Source organism: Ruegeria sp. K3 (assembly GCF_056531845.1).
This window is the reverse complement of sequence record NZ_JBQFMM010000011.1, coordinates 144,891-168,787: the sequence shown is the minus strand read 5'-3', so window position 1 is coordinate 168,787 and position 23,897 is coordinate 144,891. Positions and strand designations below refer to the sequence as shown.

The window sequence follows — 23,897 nt, the reverse complement described above, 5'->3', positions numbered from 1 at the left end:
TGCTCCCCCATAATCCCCAAAGGATACTGAACAGGCATCTCCCATCCCGCAAAATCAACCAACTTACCCCCCAACTCAACATGCAAAGCGTAAAGAGGCGTGCGTTTTAAGGATGAAGTCATGGTGGCCACCTGCTTTGTATCAGTTACCCAGAAACGTTCCTGTCAGTCTGACCCAAGCTGCACAGATTGCAACGATTCAGCCTAGGATTTCAGCAGATCGGCTCGATCACGGCAGAACAGTATACGGGTGCATGCATCAATAATGTTCCTATAGGAAACTTTTTTCCGTTAGGCAACACTCCTTGTTCGAAGTCGGTAAAACTGCGCCGAGCACCCACCCATCGCTGGTGGACATCCCCGATAGTAACTTGGTTTCGCGTGGAAAATCATGAAATGGTCTTCAACTTACCTTCATTCCTCAAGGGAATGAACTGCGCGATCAAGCACCCTGAGACCCGCAACCAAATCCTCTTCGGCTGTGTCTTCGGCAAAATCGTGGCTGATTCCGTCAATCGACGGGACAAAGAGCATCGCAACCGGCATCAGGCGCGAGACATTGGTGGCATCGTGGAGCGCTCCGGATGGCATATTGCGCCAACGCCCAGGCGCAATGGCCTGCGCGCCGCTTTCCAGCGCACCGCGCAAAACCGGGTCCATGCTGACGGGCTCTAACCCCAGCATCGGGCCGTAGGTTAGTGTTATGCCCTGCTCTTCGGCAATCTGCTGTGCGGTCGCGCGAATGATGTCTTCCATACGCACCAGACGCTCAGGATCGCCGTCGCGCCATTGCATCGAAAACCGCACCCGTCCCGGCACGATAGAGGACGCATTGGGGTGAACATCAACACGCCCGATGGTCCAGACGGTTTGCGGCGTGACCACATTACGGAACCGGTCACTGAGGCGCGTGTTGAACAGCGACAGGGCCTGAAACGCGTCACGTCGCAAATGCATTGGCGTGGTTCCAGCATGGTTTTGCTGGCCTTGGAAGGTGATGACCATATCGCGGATGCCGACGATATCGGTGACAACGCCGATCTGTTCACCGGCTGCATACAGTGCCGGGCCCTGTTCGATGTGCATTTCGATGAAGCCGCTGAACCGGACAGGATCAACAAAGCCCTGCGACTTCTTTGCCATTTCAGCCCGCGCACTGCCAAAGGTGACGCCTGAGCCATCAATCAGCACGTCCGCCTGTTCCAAAGATAATCCACCTGACCAGACCGCCGATCCAGTGGTGACGCCGAACCGCCCCTCCTCGTCCTGAAAACTGACGACCGAGATGGGTCGATCACTAGAACGCGCGATTTCCAGTGCCACAATGACACCCAGGGCTCCGTCCAGCCAACCGCCCTCGGGCTGGCTGTCGGAATGCGAGCCCATCAGCAATGATCGGCCTTCAGCCAACCCGAACAGGTTTCCAACCGGGTCGACATGCGGAGTCAGGCCAGCCTCGGTCATGCGCCCGGCGAGCCACTGGCGCGCGGCGATATCAGCTTTGGAATAGGCGGGGCGGACGACGCCCTTGCCGACGCCCGAAGCCCCGAATGAACGCAGCGTGTGTAGATCGGTCAGAAACCGTGTGTGATCGACAGCCATGGGTCCTCCTTGTCGGGGTGACCATAGCGGTAAACTTCGCCTGACATAGGAGTTTTTTCGGGCCCGCGTGAAAGCCCTCTGGTCCCGGCCCCGAACCTGCCCTAAGACGTCAACGCAAGAGGGATCATCATGTCACATATCACATTAGTGCGCCACGGGCAGGCTAACACAACCGCACGGGATGAGCTGAGCTATGACCGGCTGAGCGAACTGGGTCACCAACAGGCCCGTTGGCTGGGCGCGCATTTGCGCGATACCCGCCTGCATTACCCTCGGGTTTATTGCGGCACACTCAACCGGCACGTGGAAACTGCGGCCAGCATGGGGCTGCCGCAGCCAACTCGGGATGCGCGGCTGAATGAGATCGAGTATTTCACCCTCGCCCAGTTATTCCAACAGCAGCACGGGGTTGAAATACCAACCGACCGCGAAGGCTTTGTCGAGCACTTGCCCCGCACCTTTGCCGCCTGGTCCCGGGGCGAGATCGAAGATACGCCGGAATCCTTTGCGGAGTTCGAGACTCGCGTTCGCGACGCTCTGCGAGAGATAGGTACCGAAGGCGGTCCGGCAATTGTCGTGACCTCGGGCGGGCTGATCTCGATGGTGGTGCGGCAGGCGATGGGCTTGGATATCCCATCAATGGCGCGGGTGGCGCTTGCCATCATGAACACGTCGATGCATCGTCTGCACCCGATTGGCGCGCAGCTAAGTCCGGTTCTGTTCAACGCAGTGCCCCATCTGGAAGCGCCAGACCGTCAGTTCGCGCAGACCCATCTGTAAGGAGGCTACAATGCAACTTTATTATGCCCCCCACACAATCTCGGTCGCCGTGGCAATTGCGCTGGAAGAGGCCGGGCTTGAGTATGAGGCCATCCAACTGGACTTTGCCGGAGGTGAGCAAACCAAACCCGCCTATAAGCAGATCAATCCAAAAGGTCGGGTCCCGGCACTGGTTGTGGATGGCGGCATTCTGACCGAAACCGGAGCGTTGCTGGAATACATTGCCGCTAAAGCGCCCGAGGCGGGATTGGTGCCATCAGATCCGGTTATGGCGGCGCGGATGCGAGAGGCGATGTTTTATCTCGCCTCGACCATGCATGTGAACCATGCCCACAAGATGCGCGGGCCCCGTTGGGCAGACAAGAAATCCAGCTGGAAAGACATGAAGGACAAAGTCGCGCAAAACATGACTGAGTCCTGCGCATATATCTCGTCGAACGGGTTGCGTGGGCCGTTTGTTTTGGGCGAGGCGTTCTCGCTGGCCGACGCGTACCTGTACGTGGTTTGCAGCTGGCTGGAGGGCGACGGTGTTGACGTCTCGGCCTTTCCAAAGATCATCGCCTTCCGCGAAGCGATGGAGGCGCGTCCCTCGGTACAGGCGGTACGCGCTGCCGGTATGCTCTGACAAAAGGAATTGGAATGACACATCTCTGGGTCCGGGCAGAACAGCGCCCGAACGAGGAACGGGTCGGGCTGACCCCCGAAGGCACTGCCGCGTTGATCGCGGCAGGCATCCGCGTGACGGTCGAGGAAAGTTCCGTCCGCGCCATCGCAATTGATGGCTACAAGGACGCGGGCTGTGAAATCGCGGCTGAGAATTCCTGGCCCAATGCCCCGCTGGACGCGATCATCTTTGGCCTCAAGGAGCTGCCCGAGGACGGCACGCCCCTGCCCCACCGCCATATCATGTTCGGCCATGCCTATAAGGGGCAACATGCAGGACGCGCGCTTTTGCAGCGGTTCAAGGCTGGCGGCGGCACACTTTATGATCTGGAGTATCTGGTCGAGGAAAACGGCCGCCGGGTTGCCGCTTTCGGCTATTGGGCTGGGTACGCGGGGGCTGCCGTGACGCTCAAGACATGGGCGGCCCAGCAACGAAATGAAGAATGCCCGCCGGTTGGTGTTTATAAGAACAAAGACACATTGAATGCCGAATTGCTGGCCGAGCTGGACTCCACCGGCGCCGACCGTCCCCGCGCCATCGTCATCGGTGCGTTGGGCCGTGTTGGCACAGGCGCGGCTGATCTCTGCGAGGCAATGGGCGTCAGCGTTACCAAGTGGGACATGGCCGAAACCGCCCGCGGCGGACCATTCCCAGAAATCCTCGACCACGACCTGTTCCTGAACTGTATCTTCGCTCGTCCCGGCACACCGGTCTTTGTCCCACGGTCAGCGCTGACCACCTCGCGGAACCTTACAGCTATCGGCGATGTGGCCTGCGACCCGGATAGCGATTACAACCCAGTGCCGGTCTATGACCGCGCGACCACATGGGATGCCCCCGCCTTGCGCGTGGCCACCGATCCGGTGATGGATGTTATGGCGATCGACAACCTGCCGTCGATGCTGCCTGTCGAAAGTTCCGAGGACTACGCGGCGCAATTACTTCCGTCGTTGTTGACCCTCACCGATCTGGATAGCGGCGTCTGGGGCCGGGCAGAAGCAACTTACAAAACTCATATTGAAGGGATCTGAGCGATGACGATTCACTGGTGCGGCACCGGCCTGTCGGCCATCCCCGGCCTGCGCCGTCTTATTGAAGGCGGGCACAAAGTCACTGTCTGGAACCGGACCATTGAGAAGGCCAAGACAGAGGTCGGTGACCTCACCGACGACATCCGCGCCTTCGACATCGATGCATTGGGTGAGGCGCTGGGAAAAGGTGACGTCATCGTATCGATGCTGCCTGGTGACTGGCATGTACCTTTGTCAGAGTTGGCAATCACGAAAGAAGCCAACTTTGTCTCTTCCTCATATATCGCACCTGAGATGCGCGCGCTGGACGGCAAGGCCCGCGAGGCCGGGGTTGCACTGGTTAACGAAGTTGGGTTGGACCCGGGCATCGACCATCTGATGGCGCACGCTCTGGTTGCCGATTACCGCGCCTCGGACGCGTTTGATCCCCAAAACCACCTGAGCTTTATCTCTTATTGCGGAGGCGTTCCCAAGAATCCCAACCCGTTCCGCTACAAATTCAGCTGGTCGCCTCTGGGTGTGCTCAAGGCGCTGCGCTCTCCATCCAAGTCAATCCGGGACTACGCGCCGCTGGATGTCGCCCGACCTTGGGACGCGATCACCAGCTACATCGCGCCGCTGCCCACTCCGGAAAGCTTCGAAGTTTACCCGAACCGCGACTCGATCCCCTTCAAGGCCGAGTACCAGTTCGAGGATCACTGGCCGGTCAAAGAATTTGTCCGTGGCACCCTGCGCCTGAACGGCTGGGCTGAGGCGTGGTCGGATGTGTTCACCGAAATCGAAACGCTGTCCGGCCCCGAAGGCGATGCGCGCTTGAAAGAGATGTCGGATCAGTTCTGGGCCGAGAACGCCTATGACAAGGGCGAGCCTGACCGCGTGGTTTTATGTGTGGGCCTGAAGGCGGAAAAGGACGGCGTTGAAGTTTGGCACAAAACCTATGTCATGGATGCCTGGGGCGACGCGCGCGGGACGGCGATGGCGCGGCTGGTTTCGATCCCGGTTTCACTGGCCGTCGAGGCCGTGCTGAACCGCGCTATTCCCGCAGGAGTTCACGCTGCACCCAGCGACCCGAAGCTGGTGCAGGACTGGATGCGCGAGATCGACACGCTGGCGCAGCACCTGCAGATCGTGGACCACACGGCCTAAATCACAAACAGCCGCTCCGGTACCTTCGGAGCGGCTGCGTTCTTAATGCGGCTTAACCCGCTATCGTCAGATGTATTGCGCAATCACCGCTTCAACATCGCAGCGATTGATGCCCAGTTCTGACAGATCGGAATCAGAAAGCCGGTTCAGTTCCTGGGCGGCACAAACGATATCCGCTCTGATCGCGTGTATTCTCATCGCCCGGTCAAACAGCATCAATGCGCTTTTTGAAGGGGTTTGTTTCGGGGTTGGGTTGGCATCTAGCATACTCGTTACCTCAGCAAAATTTAAAATGGACCGATATCCGTTCAGCGCCGGAAAGGCTTAAACGCCGTTCAGATAGGGTATGTTCTGATAGACGTTCCGATATACGCGCCGCCTGATCTCACCACGCGGAATGCCGATATCAAAAAGCTGACGATCGCTGAGTTCTTCTAGCGCCCGGATCGTGTTCTTGTAGACCTTGCGGCGCTGCCATCCTGACTTTGGCACTGTTTGGTTCACAAGTTGGCCAAAAAGCAGATCCCGATGATCTGCTCCGGTTGCATTGACATGTGCCATGACGGTTCCTCCTAGATTCATCGCTGTGTTTGATGAACCTGATCAAAGAACTCGACATTAACCCCGACGGAAGGCCGCATTAATTTTGCTTCATACGCTAGGATAAGCTGACCCGTCGCCAGATCACCGACTACATCAGATCGTTTTCAACGTCCTCGGCTGAAATTCCCAGCGCATCCAAACCGTTTTCCAGATGGTCCGACAAATGCGGTGTTCCGATCAGATAATCCGCGCAAGGCGTCGAGGCTTCGGACTTAGCCGTCGCAATCGCTTCGGCCAAATCCTCGGCAAAAAAGCTTTCTCGACCGATCCACATGACGGCCACCAGCTCTGCTTGCTCATCCTCACCCATACGGTCGATGAATGCGCGCAATTCGCCCTCGGCCCGGTCCAGTTCACGCCCCATCATGGCGACCTGGGCGATCTTTCTTGCCGAGATTTCCAACATCTGTCTCAACTCCTCGTGTTCGCGGTCCAGGCATTTCTGCACGATCCCACAGGTGACCGTCTTTGATCTTGCGCAAAGCGGAGGGCTTTAGTGCCGCGACCGGGATACAGGCTGATCGGGAACCGGCGCGGTACGAAACGGGCTGAACCGCGCCCGTTTGAACCACAGCTTCACCGCCTGCCAGTGGATCAGAAACACCGCCCGGCGCGCGCCGAACGGACGCCGCCAGAGAGACTTTAGAATGATCCGGTTGCTGTACGGCTGGCGCGGACCGGTCAGCGTGGCAATCAAACCGCCTCGGGCACGCCCATAATCGATCCAGACACCAACACGTTCGTCCTGATAGTCAAAGCGGAAGGTATAGGTGCCCTCGATCTTCTGAAACGGAGAGACATGCATCAGCTTGTCCGCAAGTATCCGATCGGTAGGTGCGATCGGTGAAAGATCGGGTTTGTGGCACAAGTAGCTATGGCGTGTGCCATAAGTGTTGGTCACCTCGGCCACCACAGCATAAAGCTGGTTATCTTTATCAAAACAGAACCAGAAACTGACCGGATTGAACACATGCCCTAACACACGGGGTTGTGTCAGCAAGGTCATCCTGTCCGGTTGTGGAATATCTTGCGCCTCAAAGCATTCACGCAGCCAGATCGCCCCGCGACCCTGACCAGGTTCACCCCCATGATCGCAATCTCGCCAGCTTGTCATGTTCGCGCCATTGATCGAAAACAGGTATGGGGTCTTGGGGTGGGCCTCGGGGTCTAGCAAGATGTAATCGACGGAATAGCGAAACGCATTCTCGACCGCACCTTTGCGCCCGTGAAAGGTATGGCCCGCGATATAATCAATTCTGTTCATGAAACAGATTTTCCGTCCTGCCCGCAAATCATTCAATTGACATGCATTTCCGCATATCTGGTATCTCACAATACGATATTCAGCCGGTTTTGGATGAAATTTATCCAACCGACTGATCCACCTTGGGTGTCCCCACGTATTGTGGTTATGTTTACCGAGACTGACACCGCGACATTGGACGAACCGGCGGCAGAAGCTGCTGGAAGAATTGTTTGGCGCGGACCTAAGCGTTTTAAGGGCAACTCGGTGAACGGACAGAATAATACTTGTGGCGCCAGAAAGGATTGGGTGGAACACGTCCGTCGAATCCGAGACGCTCACGATCAGGTGGCCTTCGCCGAACTGTTTCAGCATTTCGCGCCTCGTATCAAGGCGTTCCTGATCAAGTCCGGTTCGGATGCCGCCCTGGCTGAAGAATGCGCGCAGGAAGTCATGGCGACCTTGTGGCACAAGGCGCATCTGTTTGACCCGACAAGGGCAACGGTTGCGACCTGGGTGTTCACGATCGCAAGGAACAAGCGCATTGACGTATTGCGCAAGCAACGCCGCCCCGAACCCGAAGACCTCGGGTGGGGGCCGGAGGCGGAGCCGGAACAGGAAGACGTTCTAGCGCTGCAACAGGAAACCGCGCAGCTGCGTGATGCCATGGCGGCATTACCTGAGGCGCAAAGACAGCTGATCGAGAAGGCCTACTTCGGAGATCTGAGCCATCGAGAAATCGCATCTCAGACCGGGTTGCCCTTGGGAACGATCAAATCACGGATACGGCTGGCGCTGGACCGCTTGCGCCACGCGATGAACTGAGATGACGAGCATGAAAAACGAGATTAAACATCACCTGACAGACGACCTGCTGATGGCCTATGCCGCAGGCAATCTGCCCGAAGCGTTTGACCTGATGGTCGCAACGCATCTGTCTCTGTGCGACCACTGCCGCGCCCGCGCTGAAAGCTTTGACGCAGTTGGCGGATGCGTTTTGCAGGAACAAGATGCGTTAGCAAGCATGAGTGACGGCTCACTGGCGGCAACAATGGCATTGATTGCTCAGGGCGCACCAAAGGTGAAACCCGCGCACCCGTCTTGTGCAGTTCTTCCGACTCCGCTGCAGGACTATGTCGGTGGCGACGTGAACGCGATCAAATGGAAGCCCGTCGGCATGGGTGTCAAACAGGCAATCCTGCCCACGACCAGCGAAGCCACCGCCCGGTTGTTGTTTATCCCCGCCGGGGCAGCAGTGCCGGATCACAGCCATAATGGCATAGAACTGACGATGGTCCTGCAGGGTGCATTCTCTGACGAGATCGACCGCTTCGACCGCGGCGATGTCGAAATCGCTGACCAGTCTATCCATCATACCCCTACGGCAGATATCTCTGAAGACTGCATTTGCCTGGCCGTCACTGATGCTCCACTGAAGTTCAGCAAGCTGATGCCACGCCTGTTCCAGCCATTCCTTCGAATCTGATCCGTCGTGGTAGGGTTGTTTATCGACGCTAACTAAATCGGGGTTTTAAATGTTCTTAAGGATGGCAGTCACAGCGCTTTTGCTGACTTTTGGAGCCAGCGTTTCCGCACAGATGTCCGCAGACGTTAAATTCCAACCGGGCAATTTCGGCACGATGGTTAACGGTACTGTCACCGGCGACGAATATTTCGACTATAAACTGGGCGCCAAAGCGGGACAGGAGATGTTCGCCGACCTTACGGTCAGTGACACCAATGGCAACGGCGTGATCTACTTTAACATCTTGCCGCCGGATAGCGACGGCGTCGCAATTTATAACGGCTCAATCGATGGAAATACCGCCCGGATCGAGCTTCCCGATGATGGCGACTACACCATACGTGTTTATCTGATGGGTAACGATCGCGACACAGGCAAGACGGTTGGTTACAATTTGGACCTGTCGATCCAATAACGCTTACCCTTCGGTTTTGCCCAGCGGTACGACGTTTGTTTGGTCATCCGGCGCAAGCTCTTCGAAATCGAAATTGTCCAACCGTTGCGCCCGGCGACCCGCCTTCTCCGCGCTGATCTTGATTTCCGAGATATCCTTTGCAGCCTGCCCGAAATGACGGTCGAGGTTCGACACCCGGTCGCCTAAACGTTCCACATCCTTATGCAGCAGCCCCAATTCCTTGCGGATCGCACCGGCCTGTTCGCGCATATGCGCATCTTTAAGGATCGCCCGCATGGTGTTCAGCGTCGCCATGCAAGTTGTGGGTGAAACGATCCAAACGCGTTTCGAGAAACTCTCTTGCACCAATTCAGGGAACTTGGCGTGCAGCTCGGCATAGACTGCCTCAGAGGGTAGAAACATCAGCGCACCATCTGCAGTTTCACCGTCCAGAATGTACTTCTCGGCAATATCGTTGATGTGCTTGCGCACGGTACTGCGGAACATCTGTACCGCTGCTTTCAGCTCCATGTCGTTGGTCGATCCGATCAGCGCCTCATAGGCTTCCAGCGGGAACTTACTGTCGATCACGATCGGTCCGGGAGGGTTCGGCAGGTTGATCAGGCAATCAGCGCGCCGTCCGTTCGATAACGTGGCCTGCAGCTGAAAACTATCTGATGGCAGCGCCTTTGAAACGATATCGTTCAGCTGGATTTCCCCGAATGCCCCGCGCGTCTGCTTGTTCGACAGAATATCCTGCAATGACAGCACGTCGCCTGAAAGCTTGGTGATATTGTCCTGTGCCTTGTCGATGGCTGCCAGACGTTCCTGCAATTGCGTCAGCGAGGTCGCCGTCTGTTTCGACGAACCATGCAGCGATTCCTTCATCCGCTCCTGCATCTCAGCCAGAGCGCACGCCGATTTCATCGCGTTATCGGCCAGCCGGTCATTCATCTGCTGTTGCACCGATGACAGGCGGGATTCAACGGTCTGGATCACCTGCACCTGCGCGTTGGCTTGCGTGTCCGAGACATGCTGTAGGCCACCCCGCAGTTGTTCCTGCCCCTGGCCCAGTTGCTGCACATGCTGCCCAAGGTGCGCCATCTGCCGGGCCAGCGGCTCCGCCATCCGAGCTGAACGCTGTGACGCTCGAAGTGACAGAAACAGAAGCAGCAGAATCAACACCACCACCCCGCCTGCAATCAGGATGATAGGGTCATTCAATGCATATTGGGTGCCAGCAATCTCGATCATATCGCCTCAGATGTTCTTGTTTTATTCTTCATAGCCCGAGCGGGCCAGCGGATCAACTGCGGCCGAACAGGCGTTCGATATCGCTCAGCTTCAGTTCCACATAAGTTGGCCGCCCGTGGTTGCACTGCCCGGAATGGGGCGTCGCCTCCATCTCACGCAGCAGGGCATTCATCTCTTCGGCCCGCATCCGACGGCCAGACCGAACCGAGCCATGGCAGGCCACGCGGCTCAGGATCGCCTCGATCCGCGCTTGCACCATCTGGCTTTCGCCCTGATCGGAGAGCTCATCAAGGATATCGAGGATCATCGCGCGGGCATCGACCTCGCCAAGAATGGCCGGAGTTTCGCGCACGGCGATTGCCCCGCCACCAAAGGGTTCGATGGTCAATCCAAAGCGCGACAGGTCCTCTGCAACGGCCATCAGACGTGTGCAGTCACCGTCTGTCAGTTCGACGATTTCGGGGATCAACAACGCTTGTGCGGCAACGCCATTTTCGGCCATCTGGGACTTGAGCTTTTCGTAAACCAGCCGTTCATGTGCAGCGTGTTGATCCACGATCACCATGCCGTCTGCCGTTTGGGCGATGATGTAATTCTCGTGCACCTGCCCGCGCGCCGCCCCCAAGGGCAGGTCTTGCGGCTCATCCACCGGTGCAGTTTCGGGCACCGGTTCCATGATGCGTCCGCTATAGTCCTGCGACAGTTCCGCAAAGCCCGGAGACTGCGCCCGATAGGCCGCCTGACGCGCCGCGGGTGACGGGCGATCCATTTGATACACCCGCGCCGGGGTTGCAGGTGCCGGCTCGGGCCGCATCGCACCCAAGGTTGCGTTGGCCACGGTCGAAGATGCCCGGTGCCCGGCCTCGGCCAACGCGTGACGCAGGCTGGACACGATCAAGCCACGCGCGAGGCCCGGATCGCGGAACCGAACCTCGGATTTTGCCGGATGTACATTCACATCCACCAGCGTTGGATCGCAATCTATGAACAGCGCCGCCGCCGGATGCCGGTCGCGGCTGAGGAAATCGAAATAGGCCGCTCGCAGCGCACCGGTCAGCATCTTGTCCCGCACGGGTCGCCCATTGACGAACAGATACTGCGCCACTGCAGCCCCGCGCGAATAGGTCGGCAGCGCGGCATAGCCATAAAGCCTGAGCCCTTCGCGTGTGGCATCGATCTGCAAAGCATTCTCAGCGAACTCACGGCCAAGAACGCGCGCCAATCGGGCATGCAGCGCATCAAACAGATCGCCATTCTCGCGGTCGGCGCGGAAGGTCACGCGCCCCTCTCCCCCGCCCGAGACATCGCGCAGGGTGAACGCGACCGAAGGCTCGGCCATCGCCAAACGTTTCACAATGTCTGAAATCGCCTGCGCCTCGGCCCGGTCCGTGCGCATGAACTTCAGCCGTGCCGGGGTGGCGTAAAACAGGTCTCGCAACTCAACCACAGTCCCAGCGCGCAAGGCTGCTGGCTTCACTGCATCCATTTTGCCACCGGACACCTGGATCGAGGCCGCATCAGCACCCGAGACACGGCTGGTGATGGTCAAACGCCCGACAGCCCCCAGCGAGGGCAGTGCTTCACCGCGAAATCCAAATGTGTGGATATTCAACAGATCTGACCCGTCGATCTTCGATGTCGCATGGCGCGACAGCGCCAGAGGCAAATCCCCCGCTGCGATCCCACATCCATCATCGGTGACACGAATCAGGGTCTTGCCGCCATCCGCGACCTCAATAGCGATACGTGTGGCCCCGGCATCGATGGCGTTTTCGACCAGTTCCTTGACGGCAGAAGCAGGCCGTTCCACGACTTCACCCGCTGCAATCCGGTTGATCGCTGCGTCGTCAAGCTGTCGAATGACCGGCCGATCGTCGCTGATATTGGGGTTAGCATACACCATACCGCTAGACCTAGCATATGTGCACGCGATTCGACCACTGGTTTGAATTGTGAAGAGCGGGCTTTAAACGAGGTATCCGGCCAGTTTGACCCCGCCGTTAAGGGGGTAGCGACTAAGGTCAGAACTGGCCGGATATACCAGAGTGAGTGGTGGTCTTGTGGTTTCCAATTGAAAGTTTGGTATCACCGAAAATGGAATAAATCTTGTTAAGAATTCGTGATTGTTTCCACTTGGCGAAGTTCAGCCGAAACTGCGTGATGGGCGTTGGCGTGAATACGCCAAGTCAAGCCTGACTGGGCGCTCCGCTGCGGGTTCGGCATGGGCCAAAAGCAGCGGTCAGCGCCAGAATCAGGCCTGATATCGTGGCGATCATTCCTGCGGCGCTGACAGCATCCGCAGCCCCCAACCACAATGGGCCATAGCCTGCCAAAACATAACCGGACACGGCGGAAAGGGTTGCGAACAGGACACTCCAGACGATCTGGACTTCCAACCGGTTGGTCATCATCCGTGCCGCAGCTGGCGGGCAGATGAACATTGCAATCACGATGATCGACCCCACTGCATCAAATGCCGCGACAGCAGCAATCGCAGCTATGATCACCAGCGCCATCCCTAACGCACCAGTGCTGATACCAATTGTGCGCGCAAAGCCTTCATCGAAGGTTGATATCTTGAGCGGTCGCCAGAACAACCACGTGAACAGCAAGACCCCCGTCAGTGTCAGCGCAATGCGCGGCAATTCAGGTGGCAACCCTGCCAATGCCTGTAGATCCAGCAGCGATGACCAGTCCGTTGCATCCAGCCAGATCAAGCTTTCCAGATTGCCGTAAAGCGCATGTTCAACGTCCAAATGGACGGTCGAAGTGTCAGTCTGCTCAAGCAGTAGGACACCACCGGCGAACATGGTCGTGAATACGACACCCATCGCTGCCCCCGGCTCGATCTGACCCAATCGCCGGATCGCTTCGATCATAACCACGGCGACCACAGCAGCCCCTGCTGCGCCAAGCATCATCGGCCATGTTGAAATTGCGCCTGTCAGCAGAAACGCGACGACAATACCGGGCAACACCACATGGCTGATCGCGTCGCCAATCAGCGCCTGTTTGCGCAGCACCAGAAAGTTGCCGGGCAGAGCGCATGCGATGGCCGCGAATGTCCCAATCAACAAAGGCGTCAGCGACAGGGGTACGAACTCTTCTCCGCTCATGGCGTGACCTCCTGCGGGCCGCCGATACGACGATCAATCTCGGCGATCTGATCGCGAGTCAGCACGGTCTCGATATCGCGCAGCCCATCGTACAGCGCCGCAGTGGCCTCATGCGCCTGATCCGCGCGGACGATCTCCCACCGCTTTTCGTCTCGTAGGGCCTTGGCCGCACGCGCCCTCCCTTCCTCTGTTGCAACTCCATCGGCGCGCACAAGGCCGGTGCGGCGTAACAGGCGAATGGTTAGGGGTTCATAGATTTGCTGCCCCTGCGCCAGCGCCAGCAGTCCCTGCCGAATGTGCACTCGACGCTGGAACCGAAGGTGGCTGAGAATAGCTGCCAACACGCCCCGAACCGGCGCGAACAGGAGCGACAGGGCAAAGAACCCAAAACTGACCAGAACGATGATCGGTCCGGTCGGCAGGTTCGGAGCCGAGGCCGAAACACCTGCCCCCAGATACCCTGCAAGACCTCCGGCCAAACCGGCCAGGACGACCACGCGGTCGGATCGCTCCGTCCAGAACCGCGCTGTCACAGGCGGGATGATCAGCAGAGCAACAATCAGTATCAGACCAACGATCTTTAGCCCGACCACGGTCACCGCCATCACGAGCCCCATCATCGCCAGATCAATCCGATGCACGGGCAACCCGCGCGCAGCGGCATATTCAGGATCGAAGGCGACCATCGTCATCGGGCGGCGGATGATCATCACCAGTACCAACGTTGCCGCGCCACCGATCGCGATGACCAGAGCATCAGCCCATAGCATCCCAGCAGTGGAACCCAGCAAGAATCCTTCCAATCCTGCCTGGCGTCCAACCCCCATGGTTTGAATAACGGTCAGCAGTACGACACCAAAACCGAAGAACACCGACAACACTGCGCCGATCGCTGCATCTTCTGCCAAACGTGTGCGACTGGTCAGCCAGTTCATACAGAGCAAACCAACCCATGCAGATATTGCCGAACCTGCAAGCAGTCCGATCAAATTACGCCCATCACCACCGAAAGCCACCAGCACCATGAAGGCAAGGCAAACGCCCGGTAGGGTCGCGTGGCTGATGGCATCGCTAACCAGCGCGCGTTTACGCAGGAATAAGAACGTGCCCGTCACACCTGCCGAAACGCCCAGTAACGTCGCACCAATGGCAACCAGCGTGGCGTTATAGCCAAGCTGTAAGGTCAAAGCCTCCCAAAGCATGATTACCCCAGCGCGCGCGAAATCTGATCGATTTGAGCCGTTGCAAGACGTCCGCCATAAGCGGCTTGCAGCGTTTCAGCGGTAAAGGCCTGCTCCACTGGTCCCTCGGCCACTTTGCGGGTGTTGATCAGGAACACATGATCGAAATATTCGGTGACCGTGGCCAGATCGTGATGCACTACAACAACGGTCTTGCCAGCCTCTTTCAACGATTTCAGCACGGCGATGATCGCCTTTTCAGTCGCGGCGTCCACGCCTGCAAAAGGTTCGTCCAACAAATACATGTCGGCATCCTGTGCCAAAGCGCGCGCAAGAAAGACCCTCTGTTGCTGACCACCAGAAAGCTGCCCGATCTGACGGTCGGCAAATTCCCGCATCCCGACACGGTGCAGACAGTCCATGGCACGGGCGGTATGGCGGGCACGAACACGACCCAGCAGGCCCAATTGACGCGACAAGCCCATCAGCACCACATCAATCACGCGCGTCGGGAAATCCCAGTCCACGCTGGCGCGCTGTGGTACATAGGCGATGCGGGCCCGCTGGTCCTCGAGCGGCTGACCAAACACGGTCACCTGACCCGACAGCGGAGACACGATCCCCAAAGCAGCCTTTAGCAAGGTTGATTTGCCAGCCCCATTTGGCCCGATAATTGCCGTCATGGCGCCGGGCTGCACCGTCATATCGACCGAGAAGACTGCGGGTTTCTGACCGTACGAGACGGTCAAACCCCGTATGGCGAGAGGACAGAGATCAATGTCCTGCCCTTCGATAGAAACCCCTTGAACTGTGGCGAGTTCAATCATGGCTCAAAACCCCGCCGACAGTTTTCCGTTCATGCCGCGTTCGGGCACATCCGCCCCCAACGCGCCGGCAATCACAGTAATGTTGTGATCGAGCATACCGATATAGGTGCCCTCATAAGTGCCCGGCTCGCCCATGGCGTCGGAATAAAGCTCTCCGCCGACGCCCACTTTGTGACCTTCGGCCGAAGCACCCTCGATCAAGGCACGCATGGATCGATCTGAAACGGAACTCTCCACAAACACGGCGTTCAGCTGACGCTCTACCAGAGTTTCGACCAACTCACCGATCCGGTTCAACCCTGCCTCGGATTGGGTCGAGATGCCCTGAATACCCAGCACCTCATAGCCATATTCATCACCGAAATAGCCAAATGCATCATGCGCAGTCACCAGCACGCGGTTGTTTTCGGGAACGGCCGCCAAAACCTGCTTGCCATAGGCGGCCAGCAGATCGATCTCGGCCAGAAAAGCTTGTGCGTTGGCTGCGAACTCATCTGCCGCTTCGGGTCGGGCTTCGGTCAGAGCTTCCTGCACTTCGATCACGACATCGCGCCACAGAACCGGGCTCATCCAGACATGCGGGTCAAATTTGTCAGCGTAGTCGTCATGGGCGCGCAGTTTCGATGTGTCGATGCCATCCGCCACGGCAACCACTGTCCGCTTGCGGCCCAGATCGTCAAAGAAACCTTCCATCTGAGCCTCTAGATAGAGGCCGTGCCACAGCACCAGATCAGCTCGGGTCATCGCAACAATATCGGTGCGGGTCTGGCGATAAGCGTGAGGGTCGACACCGGGTCCCATCAAGCCCTTCACGTCGACCTGTTCACCGCCGACCTGGCGCGCAGCGTCTGCAATCATGCCGGTGGTGGCGACGACTTTCAGCGGCGCTTGAGCGATTGCGGCAACGGGCCACACAAGCACGAGAGCCAATGCCGTAAGTAGCGATCGACGAATCATTTCAGACTCCGAACGGTTATCCTGTTAAGTCAAAATATGAGAACCATTCGCAACTAAGTCAATGCAAATGCGAATTACTCGCAAGAAAACGACTATATTTGTCCATTTGGTCAAAAATTTGCCCCTTACGACGCTGGCACACCTTCCCTTTCGCTGCGACCCATGCGATTTTGACGCGAACCTCCAAAAGGACGGAATAATGGAAACGCAGAGCTCAGAAAGCACCGTGCGCACCCCGCATCTGCCGCAAGTGACCGAGCCCCGGAACCCAGGAATGGATCTGGACCTGGATTGGGTGCGGGCCGTGCAGGCCAACACTTCGGCCATCGAGCGCCGCGCAGCGACGCTGCCTGGTCGGCGGTCAGTGAAAAAAGAATACCAGGCCGCATGGCTGCTCAAAGCGATCACAATGATCGACCTGACCACGCTATCGGGCGATGACACGGTTGGGCGGGTTCGTCGCCTGTGCGCAAAGGCTCGTCAGCCTATCGCGTCTTCAGTTCTGCAGGCGCTGGACATGCCGCCGATCACAACCGGAGCGGTGTGTGTCTACCATGACATGATCGAAACGGCTGTGGACGCATTGGAAGGCACTGGTATTCCGGTTGCGGCGGTATCCACTGGCTTCCCGGCTGGGCTCTCTCCGTTTCATCTGCGTGTGGCAGAGATCGAAGAAAGCGTGAAGGCCGGAGCCGAGGAGATCGACATCGTCATCTCGCGCCGTCATGTGCTGTCTGGCGACTGGCAGGCCCTGTATGATGAGATGAAGGCCTTCCGCGTCGCCTGCAGCGATGCACATGTCAAAGCCATTTTGGCGACCGGAGAGCTGGGCAGCCTGCGCAACGTCGCGCGTGCTTCGCTGGTATGCATGATGGCGGGCGCTGATTTCATCAAGACCTCGACCGGCAAAGAAAGCGTCAACGCCACCTTGCCTGTGTCGCTGGTGATGATCCGAGCTATTCGCGACTATTATGACCGTACCGGCTATCGCGTAGGCTACAAGCCTGCGGGTGGGATTTCGAAAGCCAAGGATGCGCTGGTCTATCTGTCGCTGATCAAGGACGAGCTGGGCGACCGCTGGCTGGAGCCGGATCTGTTTCGCTTTGGTGCCTCATCATTGCTGGGCGACATTGAGCGGCAGTTGGAACACTATGTCACCGGCGCATACTCCGCCGGTTACCGTCACTCCATGGGCTGAGGACAAAAACAATGACAGTCAAAGAGATTTTCGAGACCATGGACTACGGCCCTGCCCCCGAAAGCGCAGCCGAGGCACTGGCCTGGCTGGTCGATCAGGGCGACAAGTTCGGCCACTACATCGATGGCGCGTTTACCAAACCCGGCAAAGGATTCGACAGCCGCAACCCAGCAACCGGAGAGGTTCTGGCCAAGCTGACACAAGCCAAACAGGCTGACGTGGACGCCGCCGTTTCTGCGGCGCGCAAAGCGCAGCCGAAATGGGAGAAGCTGGGCGGTGCGGGTCGTGCGCGCTACCTCTACGCGATTGCGCGCCTGCTGCAGAAGCACTCGCGTTTGTTTGCCGTGCTCGAAAGCCTCGACAACGGTAAGCCGATCCGTGAATCCCGCGACATCGACATCCCCCTGGCACAGCGGCATTTCTACTATCACGCGGGCATGGCGCAGTTGATGGAAAGCGAATTGCCCTATGCCGAAGCACTGGGTGTTTGCGGCCAGATCATCCCGTGGAACTTCCCGCTGCTGATGCTGGCGTGGAAGATCGCGCCTGCAATTGCAATGGGCAACACGGTGGTTCTGAAGCCGGCCGAGTACACCTCGCTGACCGCGCTGCTGTTTGCAGATATCTGCTCTCAGGCCGGGTTGCCGAAAGGCGTGGTCAACATCGTCACAGGTGATGGTGCCGTTGGTGAGATGATCGTGTCTTCGGACGTCGACAAAATCGCCTTTACCGGCTCGACCGTCGTGGGCCGTCGCATCCGTGAAGCGACCGCTGGCTTTGGCAAAGAACTGACGTTGGAACTGGGCGGCAAGTCCGCCTACATCGTCTTTGACGACGCCGATATTGATTCAGCGATCGAAGGCTTGGTCGACGCGATCTGGTTCAACCAGGGCCAGGTCTGCTGTGCGGGCTCGCGCCTTCTGGTGCAGGAGGGTATCGCTGATCGCTTCCACGACAAATTGCGTGCCCGTATGGACAAGCTGCGCATCGGCGATCCGCTGGACAAGTGCATCGACGTGGGTGCGGTTGTGGACCCCGTGCAGTTACAGACCATCAAGGGCATGGTCGAAAGCAACACGGTTGGGCATGTTCATCAGGCGGCCTGTGAGCTGCCCTCGAATGGCTGCTACTATCCACCAACTTTGATTTCAGGACTCGAAACCTCCGATCCGCTGATGCAGGAAGAAATCTTTGGCCCGGTTCTGGTTTCTTCGACCTTCCGCACCCCGGAAGAAGCGGTCGAGTTGGCCAACAACACCCGCTACGGGCTGGCCGCGACTGTGTGGACCGAGAACGTGAACCTCGCGCTGGATATCGCGCCCAAGCTGGTTGCGGGCGTGGTCTGGGTGAACGCAACTAACCTGTTCGACGCTGCTGCCGGGTTCGGCGGTGTACGCGAAAGCGGCTTTGGCCGTGAAGGCGGTTGGGAAGGGCTGACGGCCTATACCAAGCCCAAAGCCAAGGCCAAACCGCTGGCGAAGATTGAGGCGGCAATGGGCGAAGGCGCTCCAGTCGATCCTATTGACCGCACCGCCAAGATGTATGTCGGCGGTAAGCAGGCGCGGCCCGATGGCGGCTATTCGAAACCCGTCTGGGGCAAATCCGGCCTACTTGGCCATGTGGGTCTGGCCAACCGTAAGGACGTGCGCAACGCGGTTGAGGCTGCAGCGGGTGCAAAAGGCTGGTCCAAGACCACCGGCCATCTGCGGGCTCAGATTCTGTATTACATCGGTGAAAACCTCTCGGCACGTGCGGGTGAGTTCGCTGCTCGTATTGATGCGATGACCGGTAAGAAAGACGGCGCGAAAGAGGTTGAGGCCTCGATCCAGCGACTGTTCACCGCCGCCGCCTGGGCGGACAAGTATGATGGTCAAGTACATGGTGTTCCGATCCGGGGCGTCGCCATTGCCATGAAAGAGCCGGTTGGCGTGATCGGCGCCCTGTGTGCTGACGAAACACCCCTCTTGGGTCTAGTTTCGGCCATGGCGCCAGCGATTGCGATGGGCAACCGGGTGGTTCTGGCGGCAAGTGAGCCCTACCCGCTGGCAGCAACGGATTTTTACCAGATCCTAGAAACCTCGGACGTGCCCGCCGGTGTGGTCAACATCCTGACCGGCAGCCACGCAGAGCTGGCAAAGCCGCTGGCCTCGCATCTGAACGTGGATGCGGTCTGGTCGTTCTCGTCCACCGATCTGTCTAAAGATATCGAGGTCGTCTCGGCCGGAAATCTGAAGCGGACTTGGGTCAATAACGCGACGGCATTTGACTGGAGCGTGGACCATTCGCGCCGCTTCCTGCAGGCTGCGACCGAAGTGAAAAACATCTGGGTGCCCTACGGAGAGTAAGGCCCCCGTACCACCGGAGGCCTAAATGGATTTTTCAGGTAAGACCGTCATCGTCATTGGTGGCACCAGCGGTATCAATCGCGGCATTGCCGAGGCCTTTGCCGCCTCGGGTGCTAATCTGGCTGTCGCCAGTCGGTCGCAGGAAAAGGTCGATGATACCGTGGCTGCGTTGAAAGCAGCAGGCGCATCCGACGCGACCGGCGCGGCGTTCGACGTTCGCAATCCAGAGGCCGTAGCCGAAGGCCTTAAGCAATTCCACGACGCTTTTGGAGATTTCGATGTCCTGATTTCTGGTGCTGCCGGCAACTTCCCAGCGCTGGCATCTGAAATGTCGGTCAATGCATTCAAGGCGGTCATAGATATCGATCTGATGGGCACGATCCACGTCATGAAAGGGGCCTACCCCTATCTCAAACGTCCCGGTGCCAGCATTATCAACATTTCGGCCCCGCAATCCTATCTGCCTTACGAAGGGCAGGCCCATGTTTGCGCCGCCAAGGCGGGCGTTGATCAGATCACCCGAACTCTGTCGATGGAATGGGGCGTCGAGGGGATTCGCGTGAATTCGGTTGTTCCGGGCTTCATCGAAGGAACCGAAGGCGCAAAACGGTTGGCCCCTACCGAAAACGCTCATGAAGAGCTGCGCCGGGATGTCCCGCTGGGTCGCTGGGGCCAACCGCAGGATGTGGCCAATGCCTGCCTGTTCCTCAGCTCTGATATGGCCAGCTATATCAGCGGCACGGTCATGGCGGTTGATGGGGCTTTGTATCAACGCGGCTCGGGCAAGTTTGGCCAGATGATGGGACAGATGCTGCGCGAGGCGAAAAAGGACAAAGCTTAGGTGAGGACGCGGGGATCGGCCTGGTGGCTGGCTTATTCAGTCGCTGGGCATTACTTCCGGCCCATCTAGTTTAAGAGCTTCGGAAATAGATACCAGCCGCAACCAAAAGCGATGTCAGCGCACCGGCTACCACGTAAAGTGCGAAAGCGCTGAGCAGGGATTGACCGAGAACCAAAGCGGCAGCAAAGGTTAACAACCCTGCAAGTGTTCCCAGTCCTATTATCGCAACTATCATAGTGCCGTTATCCGTCCCGAGCTTCGCCTTAGGAGATGTTGATTTGTTGCATCCTATCTCCATCCTCGACAACCACAGAATTCGCGAAATTTCTGGCCAAAGTGTGACCAAGTTGAGTTAACGGCAACTTTAGGCTGAAATTCGCCGGTTTTTGACCTGTCGCACTGCGATCTAGGTATTTTCGACAGGTAGCTTTGCTGCTTCCCTCATTGGTCCACACCACTCATTCGCGCCAGACGCAAGAAAAATCACCAATGACGACGAATTGATTCGCCCCTAGGTTGAGGCGCATTTCGTCAGCCGTCGACCCCTTCGGGTTTACCGACGATGGTGAAATGTAACCCCTCAGGATCCAGCAGTTCAGAGGCGACCCGGTTCACATCCTCCAGCGTCACCGCATTCACCTTGTCATTGCGAGTCGCGATATAGTCGATTGGCAGATCTTCCATCTGCATCCCCACCATGATCCCGGCAATCTGGCCATTGCCGTCGAAACGCAGCGGATAGGCCCCGGTTAGATAGGTCTTGGCGTCATCCAGTTCCTTTTGCGTCACGCCTTCCGCAGCCGCGCGCGCCCACTCCTGACGGATCACCTCGACCGCTTCGGCGATGCGGTCATTGGCAGATGAGACTGAGCCCAGATAAACCGAGGCCAAATCCTTAGGCACCAGATAGGTCGCCACGCCGTAGGTCAGGCCACGCTTTTCACGCACTTCCTGCATCAGGCGGCTTTCGAATCCGCCGCCGCCAAGAATGTGATTCAGGATATAGGCCGCAAAGAAATCGGGATCATCGCGATCAATGCCACTTTGCCCGAACAGGGCGACGGATTGCGGAGTGTTGAAGTCCACTACGCTGACACCGCCGTCAATGGTGACCTTCGCCTTGTCTGGAATGGGTTTTCCGGTTGCTGGCAGATCCAACAGCAATTCGTCCAACAGTACCCCCAGCTCTTCTGCCGTGATGTCGCCAACAGCCCCGACGTACAGTCTGTCCTTGGCAAAGACATTGTCGTAGGCAGCGACGATGTCGTCGCGGGTCAGGATTGAAACGCTTTCAATCGTACCTTTACCGTCCGACGCATAAGGATGATCCCCATATGCCATTTCAGCAAAACTGCGTCCGGCAATATCGCTTGGATCAGTCTGGTCGGACTTCAGACCCGAAATCACCTGAGCGCGCACCCGATCGATCGCATCCTCATCGAAACGCGGTTCATGAATCGTGGTCTGCAGCAAATCAATCACTTCATTCCGGTTCTCAGTCAGGAACCGCGCCGAAATGGAGACCGTATCATCTGTTGCCCTGTAGCTGAAGGACGCTGCCAGAGATTCAAGTTCGCGTGCATAGGTGCGGGCATCCATGTCGCCGGCGCCTTCCTCAATCAGGCCGCTCATCAGATAGACCGCGCCGCGTTTATCGGGATCATCCAGCGACGTTCCTCCACGAAACCGCAGTTCCAGCGCAGTGAAGGGGATCGAATGATCTTGGACCAGCCAAGCGGTAATACCACCGGGCGAGTTTACCTCTTTGATCTTAATCTCGGCCCAGGCGGGAAGGGCAATGATCAGCGCAATCAGCGTTGCGGCAAACCGTTTCATTGTGTCACCTCATCGTCACGCATCAGCCAGCCAGTGACCGAGGTTTCAGGTTGCAGCACTTCACGGGCAGACGCGATGATCTCGTCACCCGTCACAGCCTGCAGGATGTCGGGCCAGGCCTGCACATCTTCGACCGTCAACCCGCTGGTCAACGCACGACCATAGCGGTTTCCAATACCGTCCACGTTATCGCGCGCATAGGTCTGCGCGGCGCGGAGCTGCATCTTAATGCGCTCCAGGTCTTCATCCTTGACACCTTCCGCGATGAAATCCGCAACGGCCTGATCCATGGCATCCTCCGCATCCTGAAGCGAAACGCCCTCAGCCGGCACAACGATCAGATCAAAGGTCGTGTCATCCAATGAGACCCCCTTGTAGAACGCACCGGTATAGACCACCTTCTGCTGCTCAAATTGCAGCTTTTCATTCAGATATGAGGTTGTGCTTCCTCCCAGCAATTCCGCCAAAAGAAACAGGGCAGCGGCCTTCTCCTGCTCACCGGCGTCCCGTTCAGGGGCCAGATAGCTGCGCTGCACGTAGGGTTGTGCGACACGCGCATCCTTGAAAGTCAGGCGACGTTCGGCAGTCTGGGGTGGTTCTTGCGAGCGTACCCGCTCGGGCAAATCAGGGTTGGCTGGGATAACACCGTAGTACTGATCGGCCAACGCCCTGACTTCGTCGGGGTCAACATCTCCGGTGACGACCAATATGGCGTTATTGGGTGCATAATGGGTCTGGTAGAAGGACAGGGCGTCGTCCATATCCAACGCCTCCATCTCGTGGCGCCAGCCGATAATCGGCGCTCCGTAACGGTGGTTCAAATATTGCGCTGCATTCATCTGTTCTCCGAACAGAGCGCGTGGATTGTTTTCGGTCCGCTGATTACGCTCTTCCAGAACCACGTCGCGTTCGGTGATGATATCATTCTCGGTCAGGCGGATGTTGCGCATACGATCTGCCTCCATCCGCATCATCAGTTCCAGCCGGTCAGCGGCGACGCGCTGAAAATAGGCGGTGTAGTCGTAAGAAGTGAAAGCGTTGTCATTGCCGCCATTGGCCGCGACAGTGGCTGACAACTCGCCCGCCTCCATTGTGTCGGTGGCTTTGAACAGCAGATGTTCCAGGAAATGCGCAACGCCAGAGGATCCGATCGGTTCATCGGCGGATCCGGCCCGGTACCAGACCATATGCTGCACAACAGGAGCGCGATGATCCTCGACCACTACGACGTCCATGCCGTTTTCCAGCGTAAATGTGGTGACAGCCTCTTGCCCCTCTTTCGCGAACAAGGGGGTGGCGGCGATCAGGGCAGCCGACAATGCCAGGGCCCGAACCATGGGGCATCCTCCGTTTCA

General features: G+C 58.0%; 23 protein-coding genes and 1 pseudogene. 10 read left to right on the top strand and 14 right to left on the bottom strand.

What is annotated here, in order from left to right; translation table 11 throughout:
- Both gcvT and ACR0MP_RS18565 read right to left on the bottom strand, forming a co-directional pair.
- Window positions 1–122, bottom strand: a pseudogene (gcvT, locus tag ACR0MP_RS18570) (glycine cleavage system aminomethyltransferase GcvT); the annotation flags it as partial.
- 291 nt (window positions 123–413) lie between these two features.
- A complete protein-coding gene (locus tag ACR0MP_RS18565) occupies window positions 414–1,601 on the bottom strand; it encodes a Zn-dependent hydrolase (RefSeq protein ID WP_170408470.1) in 1,188 nt (395 codons plus the stop codon).
- A 129-nt stretch (window positions 1,602–1,730) separates the two neighbouring features.
- Here ACR0MP_RS18565 and ACR0MP_RS18560 point away from each other — a divergent pair, with 129 nt between their 5' ends.
- The 4 genes from ACR0MP_RS18560 to ACR0MP_RS18545 are packed head-to-tail and all read left to right on the top strand — an operon-like array spanning window position 1,731 to window position 5,222.
- Window positions 1,731–2,381 (top strand): histidine phosphatase family protein, encoded by a 651-nt coding sequence (locus ACR0MP_RS18560; RefSeq protein ID WP_170408471.1) that lies wholly within the window; start codon window positions 1,731–1,733, stop codon window positions 2,379–2,381.
- A gap of 10 nt (window positions 2,382–2,391) precedes the next feature.
- Entirely contained in the window at window positions 2,392–3,006 is a 615-nt protein-coding gene (locus ACR0MP_RS18555) for a glutathione S-transferase family protein (protein WP_170408472.1), read from the top strand.
- Between the two features lie 14 nt (window positions 3,007–3,020).
- Window positions 3,021–4,076 carry a saccharopine dehydrogenase gene (locus ACR0MP_RS18550; RefSeq protein WP_170408473.1) on the top strand — a complete coding sequence of 352 codons (1,056 nt, stop codon included), beginning with the start codon at window positions 3,021–3,023 and terminating at the stop codon, window positions 4,074–4,076.
- 3 nt (window positions 4,077–4,079) lie between these two features.
- Window positions 4,080–5,222, top strand: coding sequence for a saccharopine dehydrogenase family protein (locus ACR0MP_RS18545; RefSeq protein WP_480887447.1), 1,143 nt, complete (start codon window positions 4,080–4,082; stop codon window positions 5,220–5,222).
- A 66-nt stretch (window positions 5,223–5,288) separates the two neighbouring features.
- Here ACR0MP_RS18545 and ACR0MP_RS18540 read toward each other — a convergent pair whose 3' ends face one another.
- The 4 genes from ACR0MP_RS18540 to ACR0MP_RS18525 form a co-directional block, all read right to left on the bottom strand.
- The gene (locus tag ACR0MP_RS18540) at window positions 5,289–5,489 is read right to left on the bottom strand and encodes a DUF1127 domain-containing protein (protein WP_480614420.1); all 201 of its coding nucleotides are present in this window, start codon (window positions 5,487–5,489) and stop codon (window positions 5,289–5,291) included.
- A 57-nt stretch (window positions 5,490–5,546) separates the two neighbouring features.
- Window positions 5,547–5,783 carry a DUF1127 domain-containing protein gene (locus ACR0MP_RS18535; protein WP_170394595.1) on the bottom strand — a complete coding sequence of 79 codons (237 nt, stop codon included), beginning with the start codon at window positions 5,781–5,783 and terminating at the stop codon, window positions 5,547–5,549.
- A gap of 130 nt (window positions 5,784–5,913) precedes the next feature.
- Window positions 5,914–6,231: a DUF3775 domain-containing protein gene (locus ACR0MP_RS18530; RefSeq protein ID WP_170408475.1), complete on the bottom strand. Its 318-nt coding sequence runs from the start codon at window positions 6,229–6,231 to the stop codon at window positions 5,914–5,916.
- 87 nt (window positions 6,232–6,318) lie between these two features.
- Window positions 6,319–7,089: a DUF1365 domain-containing protein gene (locus tag ACR0MP_RS18525; protein ID WP_170608931.1), complete on the bottom strand. Its 771-nt coding sequence runs from the start codon at window positions 7,087–7,089 to the stop codon at window positions 6,319–6,321.
- Between the two features lie 147 nt (window positions 7,090–7,236).
- Here ACR0MP_RS18525 and ACR0MP_RS18520 point away from each other — a divergent pair, with 147 nt between their 5' ends.
- The 3 genes from ACR0MP_RS18520 to ACR0MP_RS18510 are packed head-to-tail and all read left to right on the top strand — an operon-like array spanning window position 7,237 to window position 9,008.
- Entirely contained in the window at window positions 7,237–7,893 is a 657-nt protein-coding gene (locus tag ACR0MP_RS18520; RefSeq protein WP_170737246.1) for a sigma-70 family RNA polymerase sigma factor, read from the top strand.
- Window positions 7,894–7,903: 10 nt separating this feature from the next.
- Window positions 7,904–8,554 carry a ChrR family anti-sigma-E factor gene (locus ACR0MP_RS18515; RefSeq protein WP_170737234.1) on the top strand — a complete coding sequence of 217 codons (651 nt, stop codon included), beginning with the start codon at window positions 7,904–7,906 and terminating at the stop codon, window positions 8,552–8,554.
- A 49-nt stretch (window positions 8,555–8,603) separates the two neighbouring features.
- Entirely contained in the window at window positions 8,604–9,008 is a 405-nt protein-coding gene (locus ACR0MP_RS18510; protein WP_480893851.1) for a hypothetical protein, read from the top strand.
- Between the two features lie 3 nt (window positions 9,009–9,011).
- Here the strand turns inward: ACR0MP_RS18510 and ACR0MP_RS18505 are convergent, their stop codons facing one another.
- The 6 genes from ACR0MP_RS18505 to ACR0MP_RS18480 all read right to left on the bottom strand — a co-directional run bounded on the left by ACR0MP_RS18505 (window position 9,012) and on the right by ACR0MP_RS18480 (window position 16,322).
- Entirely contained in the window at window positions 9,012–10,241 is a 1,230-nt protein-coding gene (locus ACR0MP_RS18505; RefSeq protein ID WP_170408478.1) for a DNA recombination protein RmuC, read from the bottom strand.
- 52 nt (window positions 10,242–10,293) lie between these two features.
- A complete protein-coding gene (gene mutL, locus ACR0MP_RS18500; RefSeq protein WP_170408479.1) occupies window positions 10,294–12,144 on the bottom strand; it encodes a DNA mismatch repair endonuclease MutL in 1,851 nt (616 codons plus the stop codon).
- Window positions 12,145–12,427: 283 nt separating this feature from the next.
- On the bottom strand, window positions 12,428–13,357 hold the full coding sequence (locus tag ACR0MP_RS18495) for a metal ABC transporter permease (RefSeq protein WP_170408480.1): 930 nt from the start codon (window positions 13,355–13,357) through the stop codon (window positions 12,428–12,430).
- Window positions 13,354–14,559 (bottom strand): metal ABC transporter permease, encoded by a 1,206-nt coding sequence (locus tag ACR0MP_RS18490; RefSeq protein WP_170737233.1) that lies wholly within the window; start codon window positions 14,557–14,559, stop codon window positions 13,354–13,356. The genes ACR0MP_RS18495 and ACR0MP_RS18490 overlap by 4 nt, the downstream gene beginning before the upstream one ends.
- 2 nt (window positions 14,560–14,561) lie before the next feature.
- Window positions 14,562–15,365: a metal ABC transporter ATP-binding protein gene (locus ACR0MP_RS18485; RefSeq protein WP_170408482.1), complete on the bottom strand. Its 804-nt coding sequence runs from the start codon at window positions 15,363–15,365 to the stop codon at window positions 14,562–14,564.
- A gap of 3 nt (window positions 15,366–15,368) precedes the next feature.
- Window positions 15,369–16,322, bottom strand: a complete 954-nt coding sequence (locus tag ACR0MP_RS18480; RefSeq protein ID WP_170408483.1) for a metal ABC transporter solute-binding protein, Zn/Mn family — start codon at window positions 16,320–16,322, stop codon at window positions 15,369–15,371.
- A 199-nt stretch (window positions 16,323–16,521) separates the two neighbouring features.
- Between ACR0MP_RS18480 and deoC the strand changes: the two genes are divergently transcribed.
- The 3 genes from deoC to ACR0MP_RS18465 are packed head-to-tail and all read left to right on the top strand — an operon-like array spanning window position 16,522 to window position 20,706.
- A complete protein-coding gene (deoC, locus tag ACR0MP_RS18475; protein ID WP_170408484.1) occupies window positions 16,522–17,520 on the top strand; it encodes a deoxyribose-phosphate aldolase in 999 nt (332 codons plus the stop codon).
- An 11-nt stretch (window positions 17,521–17,531) separates the two neighbouring features.
- Window positions 17,532–19,865: an aldehyde dehydrogenase family protein gene (locus tag ACR0MP_RS18470; protein WP_170408485.1), complete on the top strand. Its 2,334-nt coding sequence runs from the start codon at window positions 17,532–17,534 to the stop codon at window positions 19,863–19,865.
- A 25-nt stretch (window positions 19,866–19,890) separates the two neighbouring features.
- Window positions 19,891–20,706 (top strand): SDR family oxidoreductase, encoded by an 816-nt coding sequence (locus ACR0MP_RS18465; RefSeq protein WP_480887452.1) that lies wholly within the window; start codon window positions 19,891–19,893, stop codon window positions 20,704–20,706.
- A 531-nt stretch (window positions 20,707–21,237) separates the two neighbouring features.
- On the opposite strand, the gene ACR0MP_RS18460 is transcribed toward ACR0MP_RS18465, so the two are convergent.
- Both ACR0MP_RS18460 and ACR0MP_RS18455 read right to left on the bottom strand, forming a co-directional pair.
- A complete protein-coding gene (locus tag ACR0MP_RS18460) occupies window positions 21,238–22,542 on the bottom strand; it encodes a M16 family metallopeptidase (protein WP_480887453.1) in 1,305 nt (434 codons plus the stop codon).
- Entirely contained in the window at window positions 22,539–23,879 is a 1,341-nt protein-coding gene (locus ACR0MP_RS18455; protein ID WP_480887455.1) for a M16 family metallopeptidase, read from the bottom strand. The genes ACR0MP_RS18460 and ACR0MP_RS18455 overlap by 4 nt, the downstream gene beginning before the upstream one ends.
- Between the last annotated feature and the right edge of the window lie 18 nt (window positions 23,880–23,897).